The sequence below is a fragment of the Bradyrhizobium sp. CCH5-F6 genome, assembly GCF_001556045.1.
In the GTDB taxonomy this organism is placed as follows: domain Bacteria; phylum Pseudomonadota; class Alphaproteobacteria; order Rhizobiales; family Xanthobacteraceae; genus Bradyrhizobium.
Map to the genome: position 1 here is coordinate 40,072 of NZ_LSIC01000078.1, position 24,349 is coordinate 64,420.

Consider the following 24,349-nt stretch of genomic DNA (forward strand, 5'->3'; position numbering starts at 1 on the left):
GCTTTGGATGTTGTCGATCATGCTCCAGTCGCAGGCAGCGATAAAGCCGCAAATTATCAGGGCGGCATGATCGCCGTGGAGGAGCAATTCGCTCTGCGGAATTGTGATCGACCCGGCTGGTTGTTCGCACGGCCCATGCCTAGATCAGCGGCTCCCGTTTCCGAGAGATCACGCCATGGAACATCCGAAATACAAGATCGCCCTCATCGTCGGCGCCGGCGAAGGCCTCAGTGCCTCGCTGGCGCGGCTGCTCTCCGCCCAGGGTATCCGCATCGCGCTCGCCGCGCGAAAGATCGAAAAGCTCGGCGCGCTCTGCAGCGCGACCGGCGCAAAGGCCTATGCCTGCAACGCCACCGAGCCCGACGAGGTGGAGCGGCTGTTCGGCCTCGTCGAGCGCGAGATCGGAACGCCCGACCTCGTCGTCTACAATGCCAGCGGCCGCACGCGCGGGCCGTTCGTCGACCTCGTTCCGGCCGACGTCGCGCAGGCGATTGCGGTCAGCGCCTATGGCGGCTTCCTGGTGGCGCAGCAGGCTGCCAGGCGCATGCTGCCGAACAAGCACGGCGCGATCCTGTTCACCGGCGCCTCCGCCAGCGTCAAGGGCTATGCGCAGTCCGCGCCCTTCGCGATGGGCAAGTTCGCGCTGCGCGGCCTCGCGCAGAGCATGGCGCGCGAATTGTCGCCACAGGGCATCCATGTCGCGCATTTCGTCATCGACGGCGGCATCCGCAGCGCGGAGCGAACCGAACCGGCGGACAGGCCGGATTCGATGCTCGATCCCGACGCGATCGCGGAGAGCTATTGGAACGTGCTGCAGCAGCCGCGCAGCGCCTGGAGCTGGGAGTTGGAGCTGCGGCCCTGGGTGGAGAGGTTTTGAGATGAGATGCCGTAGGGTGGGTTAGCCGAAGGCGTAACCCACCTCTTCTGTCTCCGCGGACACTAAGGAGGTGGTTTACGCCGAGCAGACTGCGCTAGGCGCAGTCCGCTCAGCTAAACCACCCTACGAGCCAGCAAGAACAGGGAGGATCTATGACCACGGAAACCACCATCGACACCGGCACCAGCGAGCTCCTCTGCGTCATCCGTGATCGCGTCGCCGTGATCACGCTGAACCGGCCGGAGGCGCGCAATTCGCTGTCGGACTTACTGACGCCGGCTCTGCGCATGATGATTCGGACCTGCGGTGAGGATCGCAATGTCGGCGCGCTCTTGATCACCGGCGCAGGCGAAGCGTTCTGCGCCGGCGGCGACGTCAAGGGCATGGGCGCCCATCGCGACCCCAAGAAGCTGGAGATGTCGCTCGAAGATCGCATCGCCGATCTGCAGGAACGGCAGCGGCTGCTGACCGGCGCGCTGGCGTCGGTGCGCAAGCCGACCATCGCCGCCCTGCCCGGGCCCGCAGTCGGCGCCGGGCTTGCCATCGCGATGGCCTGCGATATCCGCATCGCCGCGCAATCGGCCTTCGTTGCGACGGGTTATGCCCGCATCGCACTCAGCGGCGACTACGGCATCGCTTGGCTCTTGACCCGGCTCGTCGGCACCGCGCGGGCGCGCGAGTTGATGTTCACCGGCGAACGCGTCGATGCCGCGCGTTGCGAAGCCATCGGCCTCGTCAACCGCGTGGTGCCTGACGACAAGCTGCAAACCGAGGCCTTCGCGCTGGCCAGATCGCTCGCCGAAGGTCCGCGCCTGGCGCTGCGCTACATGAAGGACAATCTCGACGAGGCCGTGCTGTTCGACTTCGAAACGGCGCGCGACCACGAGGCTGAACGGCTGATCCGCCTGACCACGACCGCCGACCACAAGGAGGCGGTGCAGGCCTTCATCGAGAAGCGCAAGGCGGTGTTCACGGGGAAGTAGCAGGATACGGCAATCTCTGACCGTCACCCTGAGGCGGCCGCGCCTTCGCGGCCCTCGAAGGGCGACAGCCCGGCTGTGGTTGCGAGTCGCGTTTCATGAGCATCGGGCCGATCATCCTTCGAGGCTCCCCATGGGACGCTTGCGTCCCAGGCATCGCACCTCGGGATGACGGGATACACGTCGCTCGACTCGGGTTACTTGGCAGGCGTCCGCGCAAAATCCACGAATGCCCGCAGCGCAGCCGGCAATTGGCGGCGGCTTGGATAGTAGAGGAAGAAGCCGGGATAGGCGGGGCACCAGTCGGTGAGAACCCGCACCAGCTTCCGCCTGGCGAGCAGTGTTTCCACCTGCTGTTCGAATACATAGGCCAAACCAGCCCCGTCGAGCGCGGCATCGACCATCAGGCCCTGGTCGTTCATGGTCAGCGGCCCGGTGACGTCGATGGCGAGCTCGATACCGCCACGCTCGAACTCCCAGTGATAGAGCGCGCCTGAGGTGAAGCGGTAGCGGATGCAGGGCAGGCCTTTGAGATCGCGCGGTGTGTTTGGCTGCTTATGCACCTTGAAGAAGGCGGGCGAGCCCACCACGGCAAAGCGGTGCCGCGGACCGATCGGCACGGCGATCATGTCGGCGGCAATGGTCTCGCCGAAGCGGACACCGGCATCGAAGCCGGCCGCGACCATATCGATCAGGGCGTCGTTGACGACGATCTCGACGCTGACGTCAGGGAACGACTTCAAGAAGCGGGTCACGATCGGCAGCAGTACCAACTGCGCCGACTGGCGCGCGGCGGTGAAGCGCAGCGTGCCGGCGGGCTTGCCGCGGAAATTGTTGAGATCCTCGAGCGCATCGTCGATGTCTCGGAAGGCCGGTGTGATGCGGGCGAACAGCCGTTCGCCGGCCTCGGTCAGCGCCACGCTGCGGGTGGTGCGGTTGACGAGGCGCAGGCCGAGCCGCTCCTCGATGTTGCGCAGGGCATGCGATAGCGCCGATGGCGTGACGCCGAGCTCGGTCGCCGCCGCGCGAAAGCTGCGGTGGCGAGCGATGGCGAGGAAGGTCGCGAGGTCGGACGGGTCGATTCTCATTGATGAATTTTTCTCAGTAGCACGTCGAATACATAGCGGATTATCTCAGTTATGACGAGCCACTACACCTTGCCCGTCGGCCTCGGCAGATCGCCGCGGCCTTAAATGGAAAGGGCAACATCATGCGTGTCTGGTTCATCACGGGGGCGTCTCGCGGATTTGGGGCGTTGATCGCCGAAGCAGCCCTCAAGGCAGGCGACGCGGTGGTCGCCACCGCGCGCGATACCTCCACCGTCACCGCTCGGCTCGGCAGTCACAAGCGGCTGCTCGCGACCCGGCTCGACGTCACCAGCGAGGCGGAAGCGCACGAGGCCGCGGGCCTGGCAGTCAAGCGCTTCGGCCGCATCGACATCCTCGTCAACAATGCCGGCTATGGCCTCTTGGGCGCGATCGAGGAAGCCAGCGACGCAGAGACGCGCAAGCTGTTCGGCACCAACGTGTTCGGACTCCTCAGCGTCACCCGCGCCGTGCTGCCGCATATGCGCCGACAGCGATTCGGCCACGTCATCAACATCTCGTCGGTCGGCGGCTACACCGGCTATCCCGGCTGGGGTGTCTATGGCGCGACCAAATTCGCCGTCGAGGGACTCAGCGAAGCATTGGCCAGCGAAGTCGCGCCACTCGGCATCAAGGTCACCGTGGTCGAGCCGGGTTTCTTCCGCACCGACTTCCTCGACGAGACCTCGCTGTCGCGCACCGCGCAGGTGATCGACGACTATCACGAGAGCGTCGGCAAGACCCGCGCGCACGCGGCTGACGTGAACCACGCCCAGCGCGGTGATCCGCGCAAGCTGGCGCAGTCCTTCTTGAAGCTGGCTGATGCCAAGAACCCGCCGCTGCGGCTGCCGCTCGGCAGCGACACGGTCGAGCGGATCGAGGCGAAGAACGCGTTCGTTGCGAAAGAGCTGGCGGAGTGGCTGGCGGTCGCGACTTCGACCGACTTTACCGACAACGATGCCGCATAAGGACAAAAAAATACCCGGCTCTGGCTTGGCCAGGCCGGGCTGCAGTGGTGTCAGGCCGTGGCTGAGGGGCTGACGGCCTGACGGGAAAGGGCGGCGAGGCGCCAGCTCGCGCAGGGAATGTCTCTCGGCGCGACGCTGATCTCCTTGTCGAAACGCACCAGCTTCCAGTCGTCGGGATGATTGACGAAGGAGAAGCCGGATTTGCGCGCGAGCGAGACCATGGCTTCGTTGGAGCGCAGCGTGTCGCCGAACACGTGCTCGGCTCGAAGCGCGGCCGCGCGACATTCGAGGTTCTTCAAGAGCGCGGAGGCAATGCCGTGGCCTTGCCAGCGGTCGCCAACCGAGAGGCCGAACTCGACTGTCGCGGTTTCGGCCTGGAGCGCATAGCGCATTTCGGCGACGATCGTTTCGAAGCCGTCGACCGTCATGGTCGCGACCACCGTGAAGCGCTCGCGCTCGCCGACTTCGAGGAAATCGTGCAGCAGCCCCTCGGGTAGCTCGCTGATCGCGCCGAAGAACCGGTTGTAGCGGGAGCGGCTCGAGAGCGAGCGGAAATAGTGCTGGAGTTCATCGATATCGCGCGGCTCGACGAAGCGAACGTTGAGCACCGTTCCGTCGCGGGTGCGCAGGCTATCCGAATGTTGCTTCAGGTCTTCGAGGCGAAGGATGCTCATGACACATGCCGTGCGGAAGAGGGACCGCCGGCGCCCCTGTGGTCAGGCAGCGCCGGCCTGGCGGCCAATCAGGCCCGCCAGAAGGGTTTGTCGGCCTCGTAGGCAACGTCCGTCCAGGACAGCCCGACGTCCTGAAGGTCTCGCGCCGTCCAGTTGGTCAGCTCGCGCCTGGTGCGGTAGCGCTCGTGCCAGACGTGAAGCGTCTCGCCGATCTGCTCGATCAGGCCAGGCACATGATGATTTGTCATCGAATTGTCAGTCAAAGTGGACATTTTCAGCTCCTGGAGCTAGGGTTGCTGCCAATATCTGCTTCCTTGTGCGTTGCGACAAACGACAATTTGTACCTTTTCGCATGAATTAACGTCATGTATCCTGCTGCCAGATGACTGCCAGATTGCCCTCCCTGAACGGCTTGCGGGCGTTCGAGGCCGCCGCGCGCCATCTCAGCTTCACGCTGGCAGCCAGCGAGCTGAACGTGACCCAGACTGCGATCAGCCATCAGATCCGCAGGCTGGAGGAAGAGCTCGGCATCCGCCTGTTCATCCGGCAGAACCGCGCACTGGCGCTGACGCCGGAGGCGCGCGACTACCTCCCAGGCGTCCGCGCCGCCTTCAACGACCTCCGGCTCGCCACCGATCGCCTGCTGCGCAAAGAGGACGACAAGGTGCTGACCGTGTCGACGCTGGCCTCGCTCGCGGCAAAATGGTTGTTGCCGCGGCTGACCGATTTCCAGGAGCAGCATCCCGGCATCGACGTGCGTATCACCACCTCGACCGGCCTGGTCGACTTCCAGCGCGACAATGTCGATGCCGCGATCCGCTATGGCCGCGGCCAGTGGCCGGGCGTGCGCGCCGACTGGCTGATGGCGGACGAGCTGTTTCCGGTGTGCAGTCCGTCACTGCTGCGCGCCGACAAGCCGCTGCGCCGGCCTGAGGATCTCCGCAACCATCCGCTGCTGCACACCTCGAACACCAACAGCGACGACTGGCGGCTGTGGCTGACCGCGGCGGGCCTGCCCGTCGATATCGCGAGACAGCCCGGCATCACCTTCGACATGATCTTCATGACCATCCAGGCCGCGATCGACGGCATCGGCGTGGCGATGGGACGGACCTCCTACGTGCAGGACGACATCGCCAAGGGCCGCCTCGTCGTCCCCTTCAAGATCGCGCTGCCGGCCGATGCCGGGTTCTACCTGGTCGCACCGGAAGGCCGCCGTGAGGCGCCGAAGCTTGCGGCCTTCCGGCAATGGATCGTCGCTGCAACGCAAAATAAAGGCTGAAAAATCAGCAGCTTCCTCCCCAAAACCGGTTGACTCGCCCCGCCCCGCGCGAGAAGGGGTATGACAGATTGTCGCAGCATCAATCTGTCGCCTTGCCGTGAAATGGATTCCGGCCCGGCCGCGTCTTTCGAAAGGGAGCAACGTCATGGCTGGAACAGCCGCCTCAACCAATCCGCCCGCAATCAAGTCGCGCGTCGGCGCGATCCTGCGCGCCACATCAGGCAATTTCCTCGAACAGTTCGACTTCTTCCTGTTCGGCTTCTATGCCACCGCGATCGGCAAGGCGTTCTTCCCCTCCACCGACGAGACCGCGTCGCTGCTCAACACCTTCGGCGTGTTCTGGCTCGGCGCCTTGATGCGACCCGTCGGCGCCATCGTGCTGGGTGCCTATATCGACCGCATCGGCCGCCGCCAGGGCCTGATCGTCACGCTCGGCATCATGGCCTTCGGCACGATCGTCATCGCGTTCTGCCCGAGCTACGCAACCATCGGCATCGCGGCGCCGATCATCGTGCTGATCGGCCGCCTGCTGCAAGGCTTCTCGGCCGGCGTCGAGCTCGGCGGCGTGTCGGTATATCTTGCGGAGATCGCGACGCCGGGCAATCGCGGCTTCTACACTTCGTTCCAGTCGTCGAGCCAGCAGGTCGCGATCTTCGTGGCCTCGATCCTCGGCTACATCCTCTCCGAGGTGATGCCCGCCGACACCGTGGCCGCCTGGGGCTGGCGCATCCCGTTCTTCGTGGGATGCCTGATCATTCCGCTGATCTTCCTCCTGCGGCGAACGCTGGAGGAGACGCCGGCCTTCCTCGCCATGAAGAAGCATCCGACCGCGAGCGAGGTGTTCGCCTCCGCACTCGCCAACTGGCGCATCGTCGTTCTCGGCATGATGATCGCGATCCTGACCACGACGACTTTCTACTTCGTCACCGTGTACACGCCGACCTTCGGCAAGACCGTGCTGAAGCTGTCGACGCATGACGCGCTGCTGGTCACGCTGCTCGTCGCGGTGGCCAACTTCATCTGGAATCCGGTCGGCGGCGCGCTCTCCGATCGCATTGGCCGCAAGCCGGTGCTGATCGCGATCGCCTGCCTGTCGCTGGTGACCGCCTATCCGGCATTGCACTGGCTGGTGGCGGCGCCGACCTTCGGCAAGCTGCTCGCGGTCGAGATGATGTTCTCGTTCTATTTCGGCGTCTACAGCGGCACCATGTTGGGTGCCCTCGTCGAGATCGTGCCGGCGCATGTGCGCACCACCTGCTTCTCGCTGGCGTTCGCGCTCGCCGCCGCCCTGTTCGGCACCTTCACGCCGTTCGCCTCGACCTGGCTGATCGAGCGGACCGGGGACAAGGCCTCGCCCGGCTACTGGCTGATGTTCGCCGCCCTGCTCGGCATCATCGCGGCCTCGACGGTGTATCGCGGCGGCAAGGCGGTGCCGGCATATGACGCGGTGCCGGAGCCGGTCGCGGGGCGTTGAACATCGTTTCGGGCGCGCACTCTCTTCACCTCTCCCCGCTTGCGGGGAGAGGTCGAATTCGATCGCAGATCGAATTCGGGTGAGGGGTACAGGTCTCTCGACGATCCCACGTGCGGAGAGAGGCCCCTCACCCCAGCCCTCTCCCCGTAAGAACGGGGCGAGGGGGCGCACTGATCGTGCCGCTTACAGCTCCACCACCACGTAGTCGCTCTCGATCCTGACCGGGATCGTCTCGGCGACATATGGCCCCTTCACCACGCTCGCGCCCGGCTCGACATGGGCCGGATAGGCCTTCACGCGGAAGCGGCGGGGGTCGCAGTAGGATTGGCCGGTGCGGATGTCGAATTCCCAGCCGTGCCAGGGGCAGCGGATGATCTCGCCGAGCTTCGTGTATTCGATCTCGCCGGGATTGTTCGATTGTGCGAGCCCGATCAGCGGCCCCTCGCACAGCGCCGCACCCTGATGCGGACAGCGGTTCATCAGGCCGAAATACTCGCCCTTGATGTTGAAGACCGCGATCGGCCGCCCGTCGATCTCCAGGAATTTTCGCGTGCCCGGCGGAAGCTCATCGACCGCGGCAATGACATGTCGGGCCATGCCTATGTCTTCCGCATGATCTGATCGGAAAACCGCTTCACACTTTTCCGGATCATGCGGTGATCCCGTAAAGCTTCTTGGCGTTGCCGAGATAGAACGCCTCGCGATTGGCCTCGCTGACGCCCGCCGGCAAGACACGCGACGGCTCATCGTAATCCCAATGCGGATAATCGGTCGCGAACAGGAGCCGGTCCCAGCCGATCCATTTGATGACGTCGAACAGATCCTCGCGCCGCTCCGGATCCTCCATCGGCTGCGTCGTCCACCACACCTGCTCGCGGATGTACTCCGACGGCGGCCGCTTCACATGCGGCACCTCGCTCCTCAGCCGCTGCCAGACCTTGTCCAGCCGCCACGCCAGCGACGGCGCCCAGCCGAAGCCGGCCTCGATCATCACCATTTTCAGTTTCGGGAAGCGCTCGAACACGCCTTCCAGCACGAGGCTCGCCAGCGCCGATTGCTGGCATTGCGAGTGGCCCACCATCTCCTCGATGTAATAGGACGGCCAGCCCGAGGGCGTGATCGGGTTGCCGCCGAAGCCGAAGGCATGGACGCCGACGGGAAGGCCGGCCTCTTCCGCGGCTTGGTAGATCGGCCAATAACGGCGCTGGCCGAGCGGCTCGACATTGCGGCTGAGCAACAGCACCTGCACGAAGTTCTTGTCGCCGGCGCGCTCGCGGATTTCGGCGGCGGCCGACAGCCCGTCCTCATTGCCAACGACGATGGACGCTTTCAGCCGCTTGTCCTTGGAGGTCCATTTGTCGATCTGCCAGTCGTTGATCGCCGAGCATAAGGCCGCCGAAAGCTCGTGATTGCGGATGCCCTGCCCGGTGTTGAGCGGATTGAGCACGCCGAGCTGCACGTTGTTGGGATCGAGCAGCTGCTTCTGCATGAAAGACAGCGAGGAGCCCTGCGGGCCGCCCTCCGGCGGATAGGCATCGCGGCGCGAGGCGTTGGGCTGCGCCTTCGGATAGGGCGGGCCTTCCATCATGCCCTGATAGGCATGGACACCATAGACTTCGAGGTGATGCTGCCAGCGTTTGGCGAGGTAGGGATAGAGCTCGGTACGGGTGGCGCGTGCCGGATGGATGTCGCAGTCCGCGATCGCGGTTTTGACGGTCAGCGGGGAAGCGGCTTCCTGGCTCTCGCGGAACTGGATATTCATCGCCTTGCCTCCTTTGGCAGCGGGCTTACGTCAGGCGGGGATAGGTTGCATACGGATTGTCGATCATGATCTTGCGCACGAGATCGGGGGACAGACCTTCGGGCAGCGCGTCCTGGCCGTCGAACTGCCAGTGCGGATAGTCGGTGGAGAATAGGACCAATTCGTCCGACTGCATATGATCAAACAGGCGAATTAATGTCTCGGCTTCCGGCGGCGCATCAAATGGCTGTAACGAGAAGCGGATGTTGCTGCGCACAATCTCCAGCGGCGCGCGATCGACCCATGGGGTCTCCATCCGCACCCCGCGCCAGAACTTGTGCAGGCGCCAGAGATAGGGTGCGATCCAGGAGACTCCGGACTCCAGCATCACCATTTTCAGGCGCGGATATTTGGCGAACACGCCCTCGACGATCAGGCTGGTGAGCTGGGTCTGGAAGGCCTGGGCCTGACCGACATAATCCTCGATGTGATAGGACCCCCACCCCACGGCGGTCGGCGGATTGTGATAGGCGGAACCGGCGTGGATTCCGACCGGCAGTTGCAGCCGTTCCGCGGCCTCATAGATCGGCCACAGCGCCCGCTTGCCGAGCGGCACGTCCCCCATCACCAGCATCAGAACCTGCACGAAGCGCTTGTCCGGCGCGCAGCGTTCGATCTCGGCGACCGCCTTCTCGACGCTTTGCGTGGGGATCACGATCGAGCCGCGCAGCCGCGCGTCGCGATCGAGCCATTCCTTCGCCAGCCAATCGTTCAGCGCGCGGCAAAAGGCGGCCTGCATGTCCTCGGAGAACACCATCTGCACGCCGTAGAGCGGGTTGCAGATGGCATGCTTGAGCTGGAAGGGATCGAGCACATGGCGCTGCATGTCCGCCAGGCTTTCGCCCGGCTTGCCGGTCTCCGGACGCCAATCGGGCCGCGCCGTGATCGGCGACCTCTCGGGATAGGATTGCGAGACGAGGTCGACCATGCCGCGCGTCGTCACCTGATCGCGCCAGTAATCGTTCAGATAAGGCAGCAGGCTGGTCAGATGCGGCACGGCCGGATGCACGTCGCAATCGATGCCGCCGGCGATCAGGGACGCCATCACGTCTCCCTTCTCACGTTTCCTCGTCACGTCTTGTTCTGCACCTGCCATTCAAGCAGGACTGCCCCGTGCCCGCAACTCGGCCAAGGCGGCCGGCATATGCTAGGAAGGCTGGGCTCGGTTGCGGGATGAGAGGTGCAGGAATGAAAGAGCTCGTCGGCATTGCGGAACAGGTCGCCGCCAGACTGATCGCGCGCAAGCAGACCATTGCGGTGGCCGAATCCTCGGCCGGAGGCCTGATCTCGGCCAGCCTGCTCGCGGTGCCCGGCGCCTCCGCCTATTACCTCGGCGGTGCCGTGGTCTACACCCGCGATGCAAGGCGCGTGCTGATGGACATTTCGGATGAGGGCATGAAGGGCTTTCGCTCCTCCTCGGAGCCCTATGCGCAATTGCTGGCCGAGCAGATGCGAACGCGCTTCAACAGCGACTGGGGCCTGTCCGAAACCGGCGCAGCCGGCCCCAGCGGCAACCGCTACGGCGATGCCGCCGGCCATAGCTGCATGGCGGTGGCGGGACCCGTGCCCGAAGTGATGACGCTGGAGACGGGTAGCAACGACCGGCTTGCGAACATGGAGGCGTTCGCGGCGGCGGCACTGAAGTTGCTGCTGAGGAAGCTGGAGGGGTGACGCTGGTGCCGCAAGTGAGTGAGTAGAGACCGCCTCACCACCAACACCACTGTCATCGCCCGGCTTGACCGGGCGATCCAGTACTCCGAGACGGCAGTGATCGAAACGAGACGCCGCGGCGTACTGGATTCCCCGCCTTCGCGGGGAATGACGGCAGAGAGTATGGCGACCTCACCGCCCCAAATGCCGCATGAAGATCCGCACCACATATCCCTGAAACCGCGGCGCTTCGTCGTAGAGGTCCGACGCAATGCGTTCGATGGTTTCGCGCAGCGACAAAAATTGTGCCTGGCGCGCGCTGCTCTCGGTGCCCTGCATGCCCGCGAGCTCGTCCATGGCAGCGTCGCTGATCTGGCACTGCACGACCTCGCCATCGTTCAGCATGGTGAAGCGAAAGGCCAGACGTTCGAGATCATGGCCAATGATCTTGTCGCGCGTGAGCGGCATCAAGTCGTCCCGGTCGAGCCCCCCGCCGAACAATGCTGAAAATCGCCCCGCTTGTCAGCAGCAAAGGAGAGCTTTCTCCCTACTGGAACGCGACTTCGGCGAAACTGCGAAGCTTTCGCGAATGCAGCCGCTCCGATTCCTGCTGCTTGAGCCGCTCCAGCGCCTTGAGGCCGATCTCGAGATGCTGGCCGACGCGGCGGCGGTAGAACTCGCTGGCCATGCCCGCAAGCTTGATCTCGCCGTGCAGGGGCTTGTCGGAGACGCAGAGCAGCGTGCCGTAGGGCACGCGAAAGCGGTAGCCATTGGCGGCGATGGCAGCCGATTCCATGTCGAGCGCGACCGCGCGCGACTGCGACAGGCGGCGGATCACCTCAGGCCCCGAGATTTCCCAATTGCGATTGTCGACGCTCGCGACGGTGCCCGTGCGCATCAGCCGTTTCAGCTCGAATCCCTCGAGCCCGGTGACGTCCTCGACCGCCTCCTCGAGCGCGACCTGCATCTCGGCCAGCGCGGGGATCGGCACCCAGGGCGGCAGCTCGCGGTCGAGCACATGGTCCTCGCGCACATAGCCGTGCGCCAGCACGTAATCGCCGAGCCGCTGCGTGTTGCGCAGGCCCGCGCAATGACCGAGCATTAGCCAGGCATGCGGGCGCAGCACGGCCACATGGTCGGTGACATTGCGCGCATTGGACGGACCGGTCCCGATGTTGATCAGGGTGATGCCGCGATAGCCGGGAGTGACCAGATGGAACGCCGGCATCTGCGGTGCGCGCGCGGGCGCGACGCCGGTCGTTGCGCCGCCGCTGCGCGTCATCACATTGCCGGGCGCGACGAAGGCATCGAGACCGGCCTCGCCGGACTGAAGCCGCTGCTGGCAGAGCTGCGCGAAGGCATCGACGTAGAACTGGTAGTTGGTGAAGATCACGAAGTTCTGGAAGTGCTCGGGATCGGTGCCGGTGTAGTGATAGAGCCGACGCAGCGAGTAGTCGACGCGGGCGGCCCGGAACAGCGACAGCGGCTCGGGCGCGCCGGGTTGGCGCTCGAAGGTGCCGTCGGCGATCGAATCGTCCATGGTGGCCAGATCAGGCACGTCGAACGCATCGCGCAGCGACCGCGTGACGGCAGAGTTCTCGCTTGTCGTGATCGCGGCCTCGATGTTGATGTCGCGGCGATAGGCGAAGTGGATGGGGATCGGTTCCGCGGACTCGCCGATCTCGACGGGCGCGCCGTGGTTCTGGATCAACAGGCCGATCTGCTCGGTCAGATAGGCGCGAAACAGATCCGGCCGCGTCACGCTGGTTTCATGGACGCCGGGGCCGGCGACGAAGCCATAGGCGAGACGCGAATCCAGCCGCGCATGCGTCGCGGTGGTGATGCGGACGAAGGGATAATGGGCCCGCACCCGCGTCGTGATCGCTTCGCCACCAACATAGGCCTCGAACCGGTCGCGCAGGAACTTCGTGTTGCGCTCGTAGATCTCTTCGAGGCGGGCAACGGCCGCAGCTGCGTCGGAGAAGGATACGGTGGCGATGGAGGGTGGGGATTGCATGATCGACCGCCGGGTTGCTGTTTGCGATCGCAGTATAGCAAACTGGCGGCCAAGTCGTCATTGCGAGCGCAGCGAGCAATCCAGAAATCTGTCCGCGGAGACAGCCTGGATTGCTTCGCTACGCTCGCAATGACGAGGACAGACGACGCGGCGCTGTCGCGCGTCACTTCTCGCGGAAGGCCCGCATCAGCTGGTCGTGCAGCGGCTTCATCAGATAGGATAGCATGGTGCGGTCGCCGGTCTGGACGAAGGCCTCCACGGGCATGCCCGGGATCATCTTGACGTCGCCGAGGCGGGCGATCTCTTCGGCCGGCATCGAGACGCGGATCGTGTAGTAGCTCTGGCCGGTGCGCTGGTCGGTGGTGACGTCCGGCGAGACGCGGCTGACGAGGCCGTTGAGCTCGGGCGTGGTGCGCTGGTTGAACGCGGAGAGGCGCAGCAACGTCTTCTGGCCGATCTGGAGCTTGTCGATGTCGACCGGATTGACCTTGGCCTCGACCTGGAGATCGTCGGCCTGCGGCACGATCAGCATCAGCGCATCGCCGGCCGTGACCACGCCGCCGACGGTGTGGACGTTCGATTGCAGCACCATGCCGTCCTGCGGCGCACGGATGTCGACGCGGCGCAGCTGGTCTTCGGCGGCAACCTTGCGCTCGATCAGCTCGCCGATCTTGTCGTTGGTCTCGCGCAGGTCCTTGGAGACCTCGCTGACCACGTCCTTGTCGATCTGGATGATCTGGAGCTCGGTCTCGGTGATCTTGCCCTTGGCCTGGGCGCGCGCGGCGATGTACTGGGCGCGCTCGCCGTTGAGGCGCGCCGAGTCGCGTTCGAGCTGGGTCAGACGCGAGATCTGCACCAGACGCTTGTCGTAGAGCTCGCGCACGCCGGTGAGCTCGTTCAGCACCAGCGCGATCTCCTGGTCCTTGGCCTTCTCCTGGGCACTGAGACCCGCGATCTCCTCGTTGAGCTGCGTGATGCGCTCGCGCAGCTGCGCCTTCTGCCCGGTGCGGCCGTTGACCCGAACGTCGAACAGCTTGGTTTCGGCCGAGAGCAGCGCCTTGACGTCGGGATCGTTGGCACGATCCAGCAGCGTTTGCGGAAACTCGATTCTGTCGAGACCGCGCTGCTCGGCTTGCAGCCGCGCCGCGCGCGCCTGCGCGGCATCGAGGTTCTTGGTGACGATGGCGAGGTTGGCCTTGGTGACGGTGTCGTCGAGCCGCACCACGATGTCGCCGGCCTTGACCACGTCGCCATCGCGGGCGCGCACCTCGCCGACCACGCCGCCGGTCGGGTGCTGCACCTTCTTGACGTTGGATTCGACCACGATCTGCCCCGGCGCGATCAGCGCACCCGAGATCAATACGGTCGACGCCCAGCCGCCGAGTCCGACGACCAGGACCAGCACGATCCCCAGTCCGAGCAACAGGTGGAACTTGATCGAATCGCCCACGGTCCTCTTCGCGGCTGGCTTGGTGCCGCCGATCGCCAGCGTGCTCATGGCTTTGTGCTCACGGCTTGGCCACTCCACCTTCGCTGACGATCTTGATCGGTGCCGGCGGCGTCGGGCGCGGCTGCAGCACCTGGGCGAGCACCTGCTCCTTGGGGCCGAACGCCTGCATGCGGCCGTCGCGCAGCACCAGGATCTGGTCGACGGCCTCGACGCCGATCGGGCGGTGCGCCACCACGACGACGATGGCGCCGCGCTCGCGCGCCGAGCGGATGGCGCGGGTCAGCGCCTCGTCGCCTTCGGTGTCGAGGTTGGAATTGGGCTCGTCGAGCACGATCAGGAACGGATTGCCGTAGAGCGCGCGCGCCAGCGCCACGCGCTGCGCCTGGCCTGCCGAGAGCGCGGCGCCCTGCTCGCCGACTTGCGTGTTGTAGCCCTCGCGCATCTTGATGATCATCTCGTGCACGCCGGCCTCTTTCGCCGCGGCGATGATGGCATCGGAGGTGGCTTCCGGATCGAACCGGCTGATGTTCTGGGCGATGGTGCCGCCGAACAATTCGACGTCCTGCGGCAGATAGCCGATGTGGCGGCCGAGCGTGTCGCTCGACCATTGGTCGAGCGCCGCGCCGTCGAGCCGCACCTTGCCGCGCACCGGCTGCCAGACCCCGACCAGCGCGCGAATCAATGACGACTTGCCGGAGCCGCTCGGCCCGATCACGCCGAGGCCGTTGCCGGCGGCGAGCGCGAAGGTGACGTCCTGCACTACGAGCCGCTGATCGCCGGGCGGCACCATGGCGATGCCTTCGACCGAGAGCCGGCTGGTGGGCGCCTGCAGCTGGGTCGGCATCGCCTGCGCCGGCATCTGCTCCAGGAGGCGGGTGAGGCGGTGCCAGCTCTGGCGTGCCGCCACGAAGGATTTCCAATGCGCGATGGCGAGATCGACCGGCGCGAGCGCGCGAGCGGAGAGGATCGAGCCGGCGATGATGATGCCGGCCGTCGCCTCCTGGTGGATGACGAGATAGGCACCGACCGCGAGCACGGCCGATTGCAACATCATGCGCAGCACCTTTGCGACCGCGCCGAGCCCGCCGGCGACGTCGCTGGCGCGCTGATTGCCTGCCAGGTATTTTTCGTTGGTCTCGCTCCAGCGCTGGTTCATGCGGCCGGCCATGCCCATCGACACCATGACTTCGGCGTTGCGGCGGCTGGCCTGGGCGAGATCGTTGCGCTGGGCGGCAAGCCCCATCGCCTCCTTCGCCGGCTGGCGGGACATGAATTCGGTGACCAGCGTCAGGCCGACCAGGATGATGGCGCCGACCAGTGCGGTGACGCCGATCAGCACGTGGAAGGCGAAGCAGATGGCGAGATAGAGCGGCAGCCAGGGCAGGTCGAAGAACGCGCTCGGGCCCATGCTGCCAAGGAAGGAGCGGACATTGTCGAGGTCGCGCAGCGGCTGAAGGCCCTCGTTGCGGTTGCCGACCAGCAGCGGCAGGCGCACGATGGTGTCGAACACGCGCTTGTTGAGGGCCTCATCCAGCGACGTTCCGATCCGCCCCAGGATGCGGTTGCGAATCATGTCGAGCAGGCCCTGCGCCATATAGAGGAAGCTGGCGAGGATGATGAGGCCGACCAGGGTGGGGATGCTGCGACTGGGCAGCACCCGGTCGTAGACCTCCAGCATGAAGATCGACCCGGTCAGATAGAGCAGGTTGATCATGCAGCTCATCAAGCCGACGCCGACGAACGCCGTGCGACAAGCGCGCAAGGCGTCACTGAGCTCTGAACGGCGGACGCCAGGGATGGCTGCCATCAGGATGGTCTCTTTCGGGTGAGAGGCAAAGCCTCTGATTTCAAAGGCGAAATCAGGAGTACTCGACCCGGATTAACATCGCGTTTTCCGCGCGTCCAACGCAGTCGACCTCATCCGGGCCCAATGAGCCACATCTACCCCGACCGGCCTCGCGCGCAAGTCCGGAATTTCACAGGCTTGCGGCTTTTTCTTGCAGGCTTTCAGGCTCTTCTCCGGAAAGCGAGACCTGCAAGTGGCAAAATTCGCGGGGTCTAGAACCTGCCCCCGCCACGCACCAGCCGTACCACCACGAGCAGGATGACGGCGCCGATCGCGGAATAGACGATCTCGGACACCAGCCCGGTGCCGAGGCGGATGCCGAGCTTTGGGAACAGGAAGCTCGCCACCAGGGCGCCGGCGATGCCGACCACGATGTCGCCGATGATGCCGAAGCCGGTCCCGCGCACGACCTTGCCGGCAAGCCAGCCGGCGACCAGGCCGACGAACAGGATGACGAGCAGGCCTTCGTTGGAAATGTGCATGGGTCCGGTCCCTCTGGCGTGAATGGCTCATGGAACGGGAACCGGGATGAACGGGGTCTGAATGTGTTCATCGAGGCCGCGTTGAGGAAGCGGCTACGGCGCGGCGACCGGCTCCGCCAGCACGCACCTCGCCGCACGGGCCGGTCCGATCGCCACATTCGCGGGCAATTGCTCCATACAGCGCGGCTCGGCGAACTTGCAGCGGGGAGCGAAGGAGCAATTGCGGGGTCTTTCGGCCAGCGAGGGCGGCGTGCCCGGGATCGTCTCCAGCCGCGCGCCGCGCTTGGCGCCGTGGATGGTCGAGGCGAGCAGGCCCTTGGCATAAGGATGCACGGGCGAGCGGACGATGTCGCGCAGGCTCCCCTGCTCCACGATCTGGCCGGCATACATCACCGCGACCCGGTCGCAGATTTCGATGGCGACGCCGATGTCGTGGGTGACGAAGATGACGGACATGCCGAACTCGCGCTGCAGTTCGCGCAGCAGCAACAGGATCTGGATCTGCACGGTGGCATCGAGCGCGGTGGTCGGCTCGTCGGCCAGCAGGATCTTGGGACGACAGGCGAGCGCCAGCGCGATCATCGCGCGCTGGCGCATGCCGCCGGACATCTCGTGCGGATAGGCATCCAGCCTTCGCTTGGCCGAGGGGATGCGTACGACCTCGAGCATTTCGAGCGCCCTCGCCCTGCCCTCCGCGTGAGACTTGCCTTCATGGCGCACCACGCTTTCGGCGATCTGCGCACCGATGGTGTAGACCGGGTCGAGCGCCAGCGCCGGCTCCTGGAAGATCATCGAGACGGTCTGCCCGCGGAAGGACGACAGCTCCTCGTCGTTCAAGGCGAGCACGTCGCGGCCCATGACGTTGACGGTGCCTGTGATCTGCGTGCGCTTCTTCGGCAACAGGCGCATCAGCGCACGCAAGGTCACACTCTTGCCCGAACCGGATTCGCCGAGCAGGCCCAGCACCTCGCCGTCACCGAGCGAGAGACTGAGATCATTCACGGCATAGACCGTACGCTCGCCGGTGAAGCGGATGTTGAGGCCTGATATCTCGACGAGTTTTGTCATGACGGCAGTTTGGGCATCCGGTCGTGGTAGTCGGTGACGCGCTGGAAGGCCGCGCCGATGGTGAGCAGGGTCGCTTCATCGAAGGAGCGGCCGATCAGCTGCATGCCGACCGGAAGGCCGGTTCTGGTAAAGCCGGACGGCACCGTGAGCGACGGCAGGCCCAGAAAATTCACCGGGCGGGTGAACAGCGTCAGCCGCTGCAACAGCGCCGGCGCGTTCGGCCCGCCGCCGACGTCGCTCTCCTCGATCGTCGGCGCCGGCACCGGGGACGCCGGTGCGATCACCGCATCGACGCCTGCGGTTGCGGCGTCGTGCGCGGCGAGCGCCGGCCCACGCCAGCGCATGGCCTCGAGATAGGTGATGGCGGGAACGGCGAGGCCGTTCTGAAGCCGCATCAGGACTTGCGGCCCATAATCCTGCGGACGCTCGATCATCCAGCGCTTGTGGAAGGCCGCCGCCTCCGCCGCGAGCACGAGCTGGCTCGCCGAGGACAATTGCCGCTGGTCCGGCAGCTCGACCTTCACGATGTCGGCGCCCTCGCGCTTGAGCACCGCGATGGTCTCATCGAGCACGCGCGCGACCTCGCTGTCGAGATCGTCGACATAGAAGGAGACCGGCACGCCGATCTTGAGGCCCTTCAGCGAACCCTTCGTCGCCGCGACGTAGTCCGACAGCGGCTCGTGACTGCAGGTCGAATCGGCGGGATCGGGGCCGGCCATCAACGCCAGCAACAGCGCGCAGTCCTCGGCGGTGCGGGCGAGCGGGCCGACCGTGTCGAGCGACTGCGACAGCGGCATCGCGCCTGCACGGCTGATGCGGCCCACCGTGGTCTTGAGGCCGGTGACGCCGCAGAAATGCGCGGGCATGCGGATCGAGCCGCCGGTGTCCGAGCCGAGCGCCGCATAGGTCAGGCGCGCGGCGACCGCGGAGCCAGACCCCGACGAGGAGCCGCCGGTGATGTGCGCGACGTTCCAGGGATTGCGCACCGGCCCGTAATGGGCGTTGTGCCCGGTCGGGCCATAGGCGAATTCGGCGAGGTGCAACGTGCCGAGCCGGACCTGGCCGGCGTCCTTCAGCCGCTGCAAGGCGGTGGAGGTGACGGTCGGAACGAAGTCGCGGCGGATCAGCGAGCCGCAGGTCGAGATCTTGCCGGCATCGTAATACATGTCCTTGTGCGCGAGCGGCACGCCATGCAGCGGACCACGGGCCTTGCCCTTGGCGAGCTCGGCGTCGGCAGCCTCGGCCGCCTTCAGCGCCGCCTCCGCCTCGATCGACATGAAGGCGTTGAGATGCGGCTGCCACTGCGCGATGCGGTGCAGCAGCGCGCGCGTCACCTCGTGCGACGACACCTGCTTCGTCGCGATCGCCCGTGCGACCGCGGTGAGCGTCATCAATGCAGGCTCGATGCTCATTTCGACACCTTCTGCTTCTGCGCTTGCGCGAGGACATAGCCGGCGGGCTCGAGATCGAACGGCAGCGTGCCGGCAATGGCCGCGAAGCCTTCGAAGGCAGGTCCGATGGCATTGGAGATGCGGGTTGCGATCTCGTCATCCACCGGAACGCCCGCGATTTGCGCGATCGGCTTGATCTCTTTCGGTGTCGGTCTCGTCATGCGATCATCTCCCTGGGCGCGCGGCTATGGCCTGAACCGGCTATCGCCATGTAGCACGCGACCTCGTGGCCCATCTTATCGAGCGCAGTCAGCTTTGGTGTCGCATTTGCGCAGAGCGGCTCCGCAAACGGACATCGGGTGTGGAATCGGCAGCCCGGGGGCGGATCGATCGGATTGGGCGGATCGCCCGTGATCGGCGGCGTCTCGGTGCGCTTGTCGGGATCCGATGACGGCATCGCCGCGAGAAGGGCCCGCGTGTAGGGGTGGGCGGGCTGGTCCCAGACCTGGTCGACCGGACCGAGTTCGACGACCTCACCGAGATACATCACCAGCACGCGATCGGAGATGTAGCGGACGACGTTGAGGTCGTGGCTGATGAACAGATAGGTCAGGCCGAATTCGCGCTTGAGATCGGCCAGGAGATTGAGCACCTGCGCCTCGACGGATTTGTCGAGCGCCGAGACGGCTTCGTCCAGGATCACCAGCCGCGGCGACAGCGCCAGCGCGCGGGCGATGTTGACGCGCTGGCGCTGGCCGCCGGAGATCTCGTGCGGATAGCGGTTGGCGAAATTCTCGGGCCGCAGACCGACCTTGCCGAGCAGCTCGCGCGCGAGCGTGCGCGCCGCACCGTCAGCCATGCCGTGGACCTTGGGCCCGAAGGCGATCGATTCCTCGATGGTGAGGCGCGGATTGAGCGAGGCGTAGGAATCCTGAAACACCATCTGCATGCCGCGGCGCAGCTCGCGCAGCGACAGCGATTGGCCGACACTCATGCCGTCATAGATGATGTCCCCGTCGTCGCGCGGCATCAGATGCATCAGCAGTCGCGCGGTGGTGGACTTGCCGCAGCCGGACTCGCCGACGATACCGACGGTCTCGCCCTTGGCGACGGAGAACGAGACGTTGTCGACGGCGCGCACGGTACGCTTGGCGGCGAACAGCCCGCCGCGAACCGGGAAGTGCTTGGTCAGGCCGTTGACCTGAAGCAGCGGCTGCGCGACTCCGCCGACGTCCTCTACCGGCTCCAGCATTTCAACGGATGTGGTGCTCTCGCTCATAGCCACCGTCCTTCACCTCTCCCCACCGGGGAGAGGTCGGCGCGCAGCGCCGGGTGAGGGGGCGCGGCAAACTCGGTGGAGCGTAACCCCTCACCCGGATTGCATCTTGCGATGCAATCCGACCTCTCCCTTCGGGAGAGGTGTGCGGAGCGCGCGGCGCTAGTTTGCATCTCCATCATCATCGTTAGTTCCTGATGTCCATGGCGCTGCGCAGGCCGTCCGAGAGCAGGTTGAAGCAGATCGAGACCGCGAAGATCATCGCGCCCGGCAACGCTGCGACCCAGGGATTGACGTAGATCGCCGTGCGCAGCGTGTTCAGCATCAGGCCCCATTCCGGCTCCGGCGGTTTCGTGCCGAGACCGAGGAAGGAGAGGCCGGCGGCGAGGATCATCGAGACCGAGATCAGGCTGGTGGCATAGACGAAGATCGCGCCGAGCACGTTGCCGAGAATGTGCACGCGCATGATCGTGAAGGCGCCGGCACCCGAGGCGCGCGCGGCCTCGACGAAATCCATGTTGCGCACGCCGGTGGTGACGCTTTCGGCGACGCGGGTGATCTGCGGCACGAACACGACGGTCAACGACACGATGGAGTTGAGGATGCCTGCGCCGAGCGCGCCGGAGATGGCGATCGCCAGCAGAACGGAGGGGAAGGCGTAGAACACGTCCACGGTGCGCATGATCGCGGTGTTGAGCTTGCCGCCGACGTAGCCGGCAATGAGACCGAGCGAGGTGCCGATGCAGAATGCAAGGATCACGGGCAAGATGCCGATGACCAGCGACAGCCGCCCGCCGTAGATCAGCCGCGCCAGCATGTCGCGGCCGAGCTCGTCGGTGCCGAGCGGATAGCCCGTCGTGCCGATGTGGCGGAGACGCCGGATCATCGAGCCCTTGTAGGGGTCTTCGAGACCCAGCCAGGGCGCCAGGATGGCGGACAGGAAGATCAGCAACAACACCAGCGCGCAGGCCATGCTGACCTTGTCGCGCATGATGCGGCGGCCGACGGTCGCCCAGTAGCCGCGCGCCTTGGTCGCGGGCGCGGCCTGGAGTGCGGCGTCGGCGGTGGCGGACAACGGAAGCTCGCTCATCCTCTAGCCCCGCTTGATGCGTGGGTCGATCGCGGCTTGGGCGATGTCGACCAGCAGATTGAGGAACACGAAGAACAGCGCCAGGATCAGGATCGTGCCTTGCAGCAGCGGCAGGTCGCGCTGGAAGATCGCGGAGTTGAGCAGGAAGCCCGAGCCCGGCCAGGAGAACACGGTCTCGATCAGGATCGAGCCGCCGAGCATGTAGCCGAGTTGAAGGCCCATCACGGCGAGCGCGGTCGGCGCAGCGTTCTTGATGACGTGACGGAAGACGCCGGTTTCGCGCAGGCCCTTGGCCCGCAACGCCTCGACGAAATCCTGCGAGAGGATGTCACCGGTGAGGGCACGCACCGTGCGCGTGACGATGCCCATGGGAATCACCGAGGTCGTGATCGCCGGGAGCACGAGATATTTCAGATGTGCCCAGTCCCAGGCCCAGGAATTGGAGCCGCTGGGACCGGCGCCGACCGCGGGCAGCCAGTTGAGCTGGACCGAGAAGATGATGACGAGCAACATGCCGAGCCAGTAATGCGGCACCGAGACGCCGGCGATGGCGAAGGACGTCGCGACCTTGTCGATCCAGGTCTCGCGGAAATAGCCGGCGATCAGGCCGAGCAGGACGCCCATGGTGAAGCCGATGATGGCCGCGGCAATCGCGAGCGTGACGGTATTGCCGACCGCACGCATGACCTCGGCCAGCACGGGGCGTCCGGTCGCAATGGAGTTGCCGAGATCGCCATGGAGGGCACGCAAGAGCCAGAGGCCGAACTGCACCGGCAGCGGGCGATCGAAACCATAGGCGGCGCGAAGCTGCGCCGCGAGCTCCTGCGACGCATCGGCCGGCAGCACCGCAACGAGCGGATCGCCCGGCGTGATGTGCACGAGCAGGAAGCACACCAGCGCCACGCTGATGACGATCGGAACGACATAGACGATGCGTCGGGCGATATAGGCGAGCACGTTAACTTCTTTCTTCCTTCTCCCCTTGTGGGAGAAAGTGGCGCGAAGCGCCGGATGAGGGGTATCTGGCCGCGAGTACAGTCGTTACGAACGCGAAAGGGGAATCCGCGGAGAGAGACCCCTCACCCGGCTTCGCTGTCGCGAAGCCACCCTCTCCCACAAGGGGAGAGGGTGCATCGAGTTCGTGGCTATCACGTCACTTGATCGACACCGGCGAGAAGTCGATGAACCAGCTCTTCGGCTGCACGACGCCTGTCACCTTCGGGCTCATCGCGCGCGGGCCGACGTCGTGGGCGACATAGAGGAAAGCCGCGTCGTCGACGGAGGCAGCGTGCAATTCGGCGAGCGCGGCGTCACGTGCGGCGGGATCGAAGGTCTGCCGCGCCTTCTTCACCAGCTCATCGAACTTGGGGTTGTTGATGAAGCCCCAATTGTTCGAGACCGGCGGCGCCATGCCCGATTGCAGGAAGCGCACCAGCGCGAAGAACGGGTCCATCGCCGCATAGGTGACGTTGGTCGCGTTCGAGCCGTTGGCCGAGGGGTCCTTGGCGCCGCGGCGCCAGTTGGTGAACAGCGTGTTCCACTCGATGACGTCGAGCTTCACGTCGAAATAGCATTCGGCGAGGGCCTGCTGGAGATATTCGTTCATCGCCAGCGGCTGCATCTGTCCCGAGCCCGAGGCCGAGGTCTGGGTCTTGACCGTCAGCTTCTTGTTGGGACCGAAGCCGGCCTCCTGCATCAGCTTTTGCGCCGCCGCCTTGTCGTACTTGATCTCGAAGGTCGGCTTGCCGCGCCAGGGATGGCCGGGCTCGAAGGTGCCGGTCGCGGGCACCATCAGGCCGGCGAGCAGGCCGTCCTTGAGGCCTTCGCGATCGATGCAGAGGTTCGCCGCCTTGCGCACGCGGATGTCGTTCCAGGGCGAGCCTTCGACGCGCGAGAACTGCCAGGGCCAGACATGCGGCTGCTCGTTGGCGTAGAGCTTGAAGCCGCGCTGCTTGAGCTCGGGCAGCGCGTCCGGCGCCGGCGCCTCGACCCAATCGACCTGCCCCGAGAGCAGCGCCGCGGTGCGCGCGTTCGCTTCCGGCATCGGCAAGAGCACCATCTTGTCGATCTTGGGCACGCGATCCTTGTTCCAGTAGTTGGCGTTCTTGACCAGCTCGAGCCGCTCGCGCGGCGTGAAGCTCGCCATCTTCCACGGGCCGGTGCCCGAAGCGTCCTTGGCAAACGCCGTCCAGGCGGCCTGCGACTTCGCCTTGGCGTCGGCGCCTTCGGCCTTGTCATAGAAGGCCTGCCACTTCGCAGGACTCGCCATGAACAGGTTGGTGAGGTTGATCGGCAGGAAGCTGTCGGGCTCCTTGGTGGTGAGCTCGACCGTCATGTCGTCGATCTTCTTGGCGGAGGCCAGCGTCGGCATGCGCGAGGCCGTGACGCCGACCTGGCTGGCGTCGAATTGCGGTGCGTCCTGCTTCAGCACCTTCTCGACGTTCCACACGACGGCATCGGCGTTGAACGGCGAGCCATCATGGAAGGTCACGCCGGGGCGCAGCTTGAACACCCACTTGGTCTTGTCGGCATCGTCGACCTTCCATTCGGTGGCAAGACCCGGGATCACCACGCTCGCCTTGTCGGCTGAGGACAGGTCCCAACCGGTCAGCGCGTCATACATGGTGAGGCCGGTGAATCGGTTGCCTTCAAAGCCCTGATCGGGCTGGCCCAGCGTGCGCGGAATATCGGCAGCGGTCATGCCGATGCGCAGCACGGTTTCGGCGCTGGCCAGACGTGGCCACGCCGCCGCGCTGCCGAGCGCCAAGAGCGCGATCAGCGCCGCGCGGGTCTTCTTGTTCTTCATAAGCATTGCCTCAATCCTTTTCCGGCTTTCGATGACTATTTTTGATGCAATCGTATGCAATGGCTATGCCAAAGAGAAACTTATTCTGCGATTTGTCCCTGCGACGACAAGTCCTTGTAGCCCGTGCGCGGG

Annotated in this window: 24 protein-coding genes; 6 read left to right on the forward strand and 18 right to left on the reverse strand. The window is 65.4% G+C overall.

Translation table 11 applies throughout. The features are described 5' to 3' along the window. Positions 1-175: 175 nt before the first annotated feature. Positions 176-877, forward strand: a complete 702-nt coding sequence (locus tag AX729_RS14410; RefSeq protein WP_061024059.1) for an SDR family NAD(P)-dependent oxidoreductase — start codon at positions 176-178, stop codon at positions 875-877. Between the two features lie 152 nt (positions 878-1,029). Then, positions 1,030-1,860 (forward strand): enoyl-CoA hydratase, encoded by an 831-nt coding sequence (locus AX729_RS14415; protein WP_061024062.1) that lies wholly within the window; start codon positions 1,030-1,032, stop codon positions 1,858-1,860. A gap of 194 nt (positions 1,861-2,054) precedes the next feature. Here the strand turns inward: AX729_RS14415 and AX729_RS14420 are convergent, their stop codons facing one another. Further along, positions 2,055-2,945, reverse strand: coding sequence for a LysR family transcriptional regulator (locus tag AX729_RS14420; protein ID WP_061024063.1), 891 nt, complete (start codon positions 2,943-2,945; stop codon positions 2,055-2,057). 122 nt (positions 2,946-3,067) lie between these two features. Between AX729_RS14420 and AX729_RS14425 the strand changes: the two genes are divergently transcribed. After that, positions 3,068-3,910, forward strand: a complete 843-nt coding sequence (locus AX729_RS14425; RefSeq protein ID WP_061024066.1) for an oxidoreductase — start codon at positions 3,068-3,070, stop codon at positions 3,908-3,910. A 50-nt stretch (positions 3,911-3,960) separates the two neighbouring features. Here AX729_RS14425 and AX729_RS14430 read toward each other — a convergent pair whose 3' ends face one another. Both AX729_RS14430 and AX729_RS14435 read right to left on the reverse strand, forming a co-directional pair. After that, complete coding sequence (locus AX729_RS14430; protein WP_061024068.1) at positions 3,961-4,584, reverse strand: GNAT family N-acetyltransferase; 624 nt, start codon at positions 4,582-4,584, stop codon at positions 3,961-3,963. Between the two features lie 68 nt (positions 4,585-4,652). Further along, on the reverse strand, positions 4,653-4,856 hold the full coding sequence (locus AX729_RS14435) for a DUF1127 domain-containing protein (RefSeq protein ID WP_061024070.1): 204 nt from the start codon (positions 4,854-4,856) through the stop codon (positions 4,653-4,655). Positions 4,857-4,966: 110 nt separating this feature from the next. Between AX729_RS14435 and AX729_RS14440 the strand changes: the two genes are divergently transcribed. Together AX729_RS14440 and AX729_RS14445 are read left to right on the forward strand one after the other, a co-directional pair. Then, positions 4,967-5,866, forward strand: coding sequence for a transcriptional regulator GcvA (locus AX729_RS14440; protein ID WP_061024073.1), 900 nt, complete (start codon positions 4,967-4,969; stop codon positions 5,864-5,866). Positions 5,867-6,011: 145 nt separating this feature from the next. Then, positions 6,012-7,340 carry an MFS transporter gene (locus AX729_RS14445; RefSeq protein ID WP_061024075.1) on the forward strand — a complete coding sequence of 443 codons (1,329 nt, stop codon included), beginning with the start codon at positions 6,012-6,014 and terminating at the stop codon, positions 7,338-7,340. Positions 7,341-7,523: 183 nt separating this feature from the next. Here the strand turns inward: AX729_RS14445 and AX729_RS14450 are convergent, their stop codons facing one another. Genes AX729_RS14450 through AX729_RS14460 form a run of 3 tightly spaced genes read right to left on the reverse strand, consistent with a single transcriptional unit; the run spans position 7,524 to position 10,186 of the window. Beyond that, positions 7,524-7,937, reverse strand: a complete 414-nt coding sequence (locus AX729_RS14450; RefSeq protein WP_061024077.1) for a Rieske (2Fe-2S) protein — start codon at positions 7,935-7,937, stop codon at positions 7,524-7,526. Positions 7,938-7,989: 52 nt separating this feature from the next. Next, positions 7,990-9,102, reverse strand: a complete 1,113-nt coding sequence (locus AX729_RS14455) for an amidohydrolase family protein (protein WP_061024079.1) — start codon at positions 9,100-9,102, stop codon at positions 7,990-7,992. Positions 9,103-9,127: 25 nt separating this feature from the next. Further along, positions 9,128-10,186 carry an amidohydrolase family protein gene (locus AX729_RS14460; protein ID WP_061024081.1) on the reverse strand — a complete coding sequence of 353 codons (1,059 nt, stop codon included), beginning with the start codon at positions 10,184-10,186 and terminating at the stop codon, positions 9,128-9,130. 143 nt (positions 10,187-10,329) lie between these two features. Here AX729_RS14460 and AX729_RS14465 point away from each other — a divergent pair, with 143 nt between their 5' ends. Continuing rightward, positions 10,330-10,812: a CinA family protein gene (locus AX729_RS14465; protein WP_061024083.1), complete on the forward strand. Its 483-nt coding sequence runs from the start codon at positions 10,330-10,332 to the stop codon at positions 10,810-10,812. Positions 10,813-10,983: 171 nt separating this feature from the next. Here the strand turns inward: AX729_RS14465 and AX729_RS14470 are convergent, their stop codons facing one another. The 12 genes from AX729_RS14470 to AX729_RS14525 all read right to left on the reverse strand — a co-directional run bounded on the left by AX729_RS14470 (position 10,984) and on the right by AX729_RS14525 (position 24,223). Then, positions 10,984-11,259 (reverse strand): DUF1488 family protein, encoded by a 276-nt coding sequence (locus AX729_RS14470; protein ID WP_027543415.1) that lies wholly within the window; start codon positions 11,257-11,259, stop codon positions 10,984-10,986. A gap of 79 nt (positions 11,260-11,338) precedes the next feature. Further along, positions 11,339-12,808: an AMP nucleosidase gene (locus AX729_RS14475; RefSeq protein ID WP_061024085.1), complete on the reverse strand. Its 1,470-nt coding sequence runs from the start codon at positions 12,806-12,808 to the stop codon at positions 11,339-11,341. A 163-nt stretch (positions 12,809-12,971) separates the two neighbouring features. Beyond that, on the reverse strand, positions 12,972-14,306 hold the full coding sequence (locus tag AX729_RS14480; RefSeq protein ID WP_061024259.1) for an HlyD family type I secretion periplasmic adaptor subunit: 1,335 nt from the start codon (positions 14,304-14,306) through the stop codon (positions 12,972-12,974). Between the two features lie 10 nt (positions 14,307-14,316). Beyond that, entirely contained in the window at positions 14,317-16,065 is a 1,749-nt protein-coding gene (locus AX729_RS14485) for a type I secretion system permease/ATPase (RefSeq protein ID WP_061024086.1), read from the reverse strand. Positions 16,066-16,316: 251 nt separating this feature from the next. Beyond that, a complete protein-coding gene (locus tag AX729_RS14490) occupies positions 16,317-16,586 on the reverse strand; it encodes a GlsB/YeaQ/YmgE family stress response membrane protein (protein WP_028179604.1) in 270 nt (89 codons plus the stop codon). 93 nt (positions 16,587-16,679) lie between these two features. After that, a complete protein-coding gene (locus tag AX729_RS14495; protein WP_061024088.1) occupies positions 16,680-17,654 on the reverse strand; it encodes an ABC transporter ATP-binding protein in 975 nt (324 codons plus the stop codon). Beyond that, a complete protein-coding gene (locus AX729_RS14500) occupies positions 17,651-19,066 on the reverse strand; it encodes an Asp-tRNA(Asn)/Glu-tRNA(Gln) amidotransferase GatCAB subunit A (protein WP_061024090.1) in 1,416 nt (471 codons plus the stop codon). The genes AX729_RS14495 and AX729_RS14500 overlap by 4 nt, the downstream gene beginning before the upstream one ends. Then, positions 19,063-19,266, reverse strand: a complete 204-nt coding sequence (locus AX729_RS14505; RefSeq protein ID WP_061024092.1) for a hypothetical protein — start codon at positions 19,264-19,266, stop codon at positions 19,063-19,065. The genes AX729_RS14500 and AX729_RS14505 overlap by 4 nt, the downstream gene beginning before the upstream one ends. Further along, a complete protein-coding gene (locus AX729_RS14510; RefSeq protein WP_061024093.1) occupies positions 19,263-20,324 on the reverse strand; it encodes an ABC transporter ATP-binding protein in 1,062 nt (353 codons plus the stop codon). Before AX729_RS14510 ends, AX729_RS14505 begins: the two co-directional genes overlap by 4 nt. Positions 20,325-20,508: 184 nt before the next feature. After that, positions 20,509-21,411, reverse strand: coding sequence for an ABC transporter permease (locus AX729_RS14515; RefSeq protein WP_061024094.1), 903 nt, complete (start codon positions 21,409-21,411; stop codon positions 20,509-20,511). Between the two features lie 3 nt (positions 21,412-21,414). Continuing rightward, complete coding sequence (locus AX729_RS14520; protein ID WP_061024096.1) at positions 21,415-22,368, reverse strand: ABC transporter permease; 954 nt, start codon at positions 22,366-22,368, stop codon at positions 21,415-21,417. 196 nt (positions 22,369-22,564) lie between these two features. Continuing rightward, positions 22,565-24,223, reverse strand: a complete 1,659-nt coding sequence (locus AX729_RS14525) for an ABC transporter substrate-binding protein (RefSeq protein WP_061024098.1) — start codon at positions 24,221-24,223, stop codon at positions 22,565-22,567. Positions 24,224-24,349: the final 126 nt, after the last annotated feature.

Excerpts from the sequence above, each read along its gene's own strand:
- AX729_RS14410 (WP_061024059.1), top strand. The coding sequence starts at position 176 with ATGGAACATCCGAAATACAAGATCGCCCTCATCGTCGGCGCCGGCGAA.
- AX729_RS14415 (WP_061024062.1), top strand. The coding sequence starts at position 1,030 with ATGACCACGGAAACCACCATCGACACCGGCACCAGCGAGCTCCTCTGC.
- AX729_RS14420 (WP_061024063.1), bottom strand. The coding sequence starts at position 2,945 with ATGAGAATCGACCCGTCCGACCTCGCGACCTTCCTCGCCATCGCTCGC.
- AX729_RS14425 (WP_061024066.1), top strand. The coding sequence starts at position 3,068 with ATGCGTGTCTGGTTCATCACGGGGGCGTCTCGCGGATTTGGGGCGTTG.
- AX729_RS14430 (WP_061024068.1), bottom strand. The coding sequence starts at position 4,584 with ATGAGCATCCTTCGCCTCGAAGACCTGAAGCAACATTCGGATAGCCTG.
- AX729_RS14435 (WP_061024070.1), bottom strand. The coding sequence starts at position 4,856 with ATGTCCACTTTGACTGACAATTCGATGACAAATCATCATGTGCCTGGC.
- AX729_RS14440 (WP_061024073.1), top strand. The coding sequence starts at position 4,967 with ATGACTGCCAGATTGCCCTCCCTGAACGGCTTGCGGGCGTTCGAGGCC.
- AX729_RS14445 (WP_061024075.1), top strand. The coding sequence starts at position 6,012 with ATGGCTGGAACAGCCGCCTCAACCAATCCGCCCGCAATCAAGTCGCGC.
- AX729_RS14450 (WP_061024077.1), bottom strand. The coding sequence starts at position 7,937 with ATGGCCCGACATGTCATTGCCGCGGTCGATGAGCTTCCGCCGGGCACG.
- AX729_RS14455 (WP_061024079.1), bottom strand. The coding sequence starts at position 9,102 with ATGAATATCCAGTTCCGCGAGAGCCAGGAAGCCGCTTCCCCGCTGACC.
- AX729_RS14460 (WP_061024081.1), bottom strand. The coding sequence starts at position 10,186 with ATGGCGTCCCTGATCGCCGGCGGCATCGATTGCGACGTGCATCCGGCC.
- AX729_RS14465 (WP_061024083.1), top strand. The coding sequence starts at position 10,330 with ATGAAAGAGCTCGTCGGCATTGCGGAACAGGTCGCCGCCAGACTGATC.
- AX729_RS14470 (WP_027543415.1), bottom strand. The coding sequence starts at position 11,259 with ATGCCGCTCACGCGCGACAAGATCATTGGCCATGATCTCGAACGTCTG.
- AX729_RS14475 (WP_061024085.1), bottom strand. The coding sequence starts at position 12,808 with ATGCAATCCCCACCCTCCATCGCCACCGTATCCTTCTCCGACGCAGCT.
- AX729_RS14480 (WP_061024259.1), bottom strand. The coding sequence starts at position 14,306 with ATGAGCACGCTGGCGATCGGCGGCACCAAGCCAGCCGCGAAGAGGACC.
- AX729_RS14485 (WP_061024086.1), bottom strand. The coding sequence starts at position 16,065 with ATGGCAGCCATCCCTGGCGTCCGCCGTTCAGAGCTCAGTGACGCCTTG.
- AX729_RS14490 (WP_028179604.1), bottom strand. The coding sequence starts at position 16,586 with ATGCACATTTCCAACGAAGGCCTGCTCGTCATCCTGTTCGTCGGCCTG.
- AX729_RS14495 (WP_061024088.1), bottom strand. The coding sequence starts at position 17,654 with ATGACAAAACTCGTCGAGATATCAGGCCTCAACATCCGCTTCACCGGC.
- AX729_RS14500 (WP_061024090.1), bottom strand. The coding sequence starts at position 19,066 with ATGAGCATCGAGCCTGCATTGATGACGCTCACCGCGGTCGCACGGGCG.
- AX729_RS14505 (WP_061024092.1), bottom strand. The coding sequence starts at position 19,266 with ATGACGAGACCGACACCGAAAGAGATCAAGCCGATCGCGCAAATCGCG.
- AX729_RS14510 (WP_061024093.1), bottom strand. The coding sequence starts at position 20,324 with ATGAGCGAGAGCACCACATCCGTTGAAATGCTGGAGCCGGTAGAGGAC.
- AX729_RS14515 (WP_061024094.1), bottom strand. The coding sequence starts at position 21,411 with ATGAGCGAGCTTCCGTTGTCCGCCACCGCCGACGCCGCACTCCAGGCC.
- AX729_RS14525 (WP_061024098.1), bottom strand. The coding sequence starts at position 24,223 with ATGCTTATGAAGAACAAGAAGACCCGCGCGGCGCTGATCGCGCTCTTG.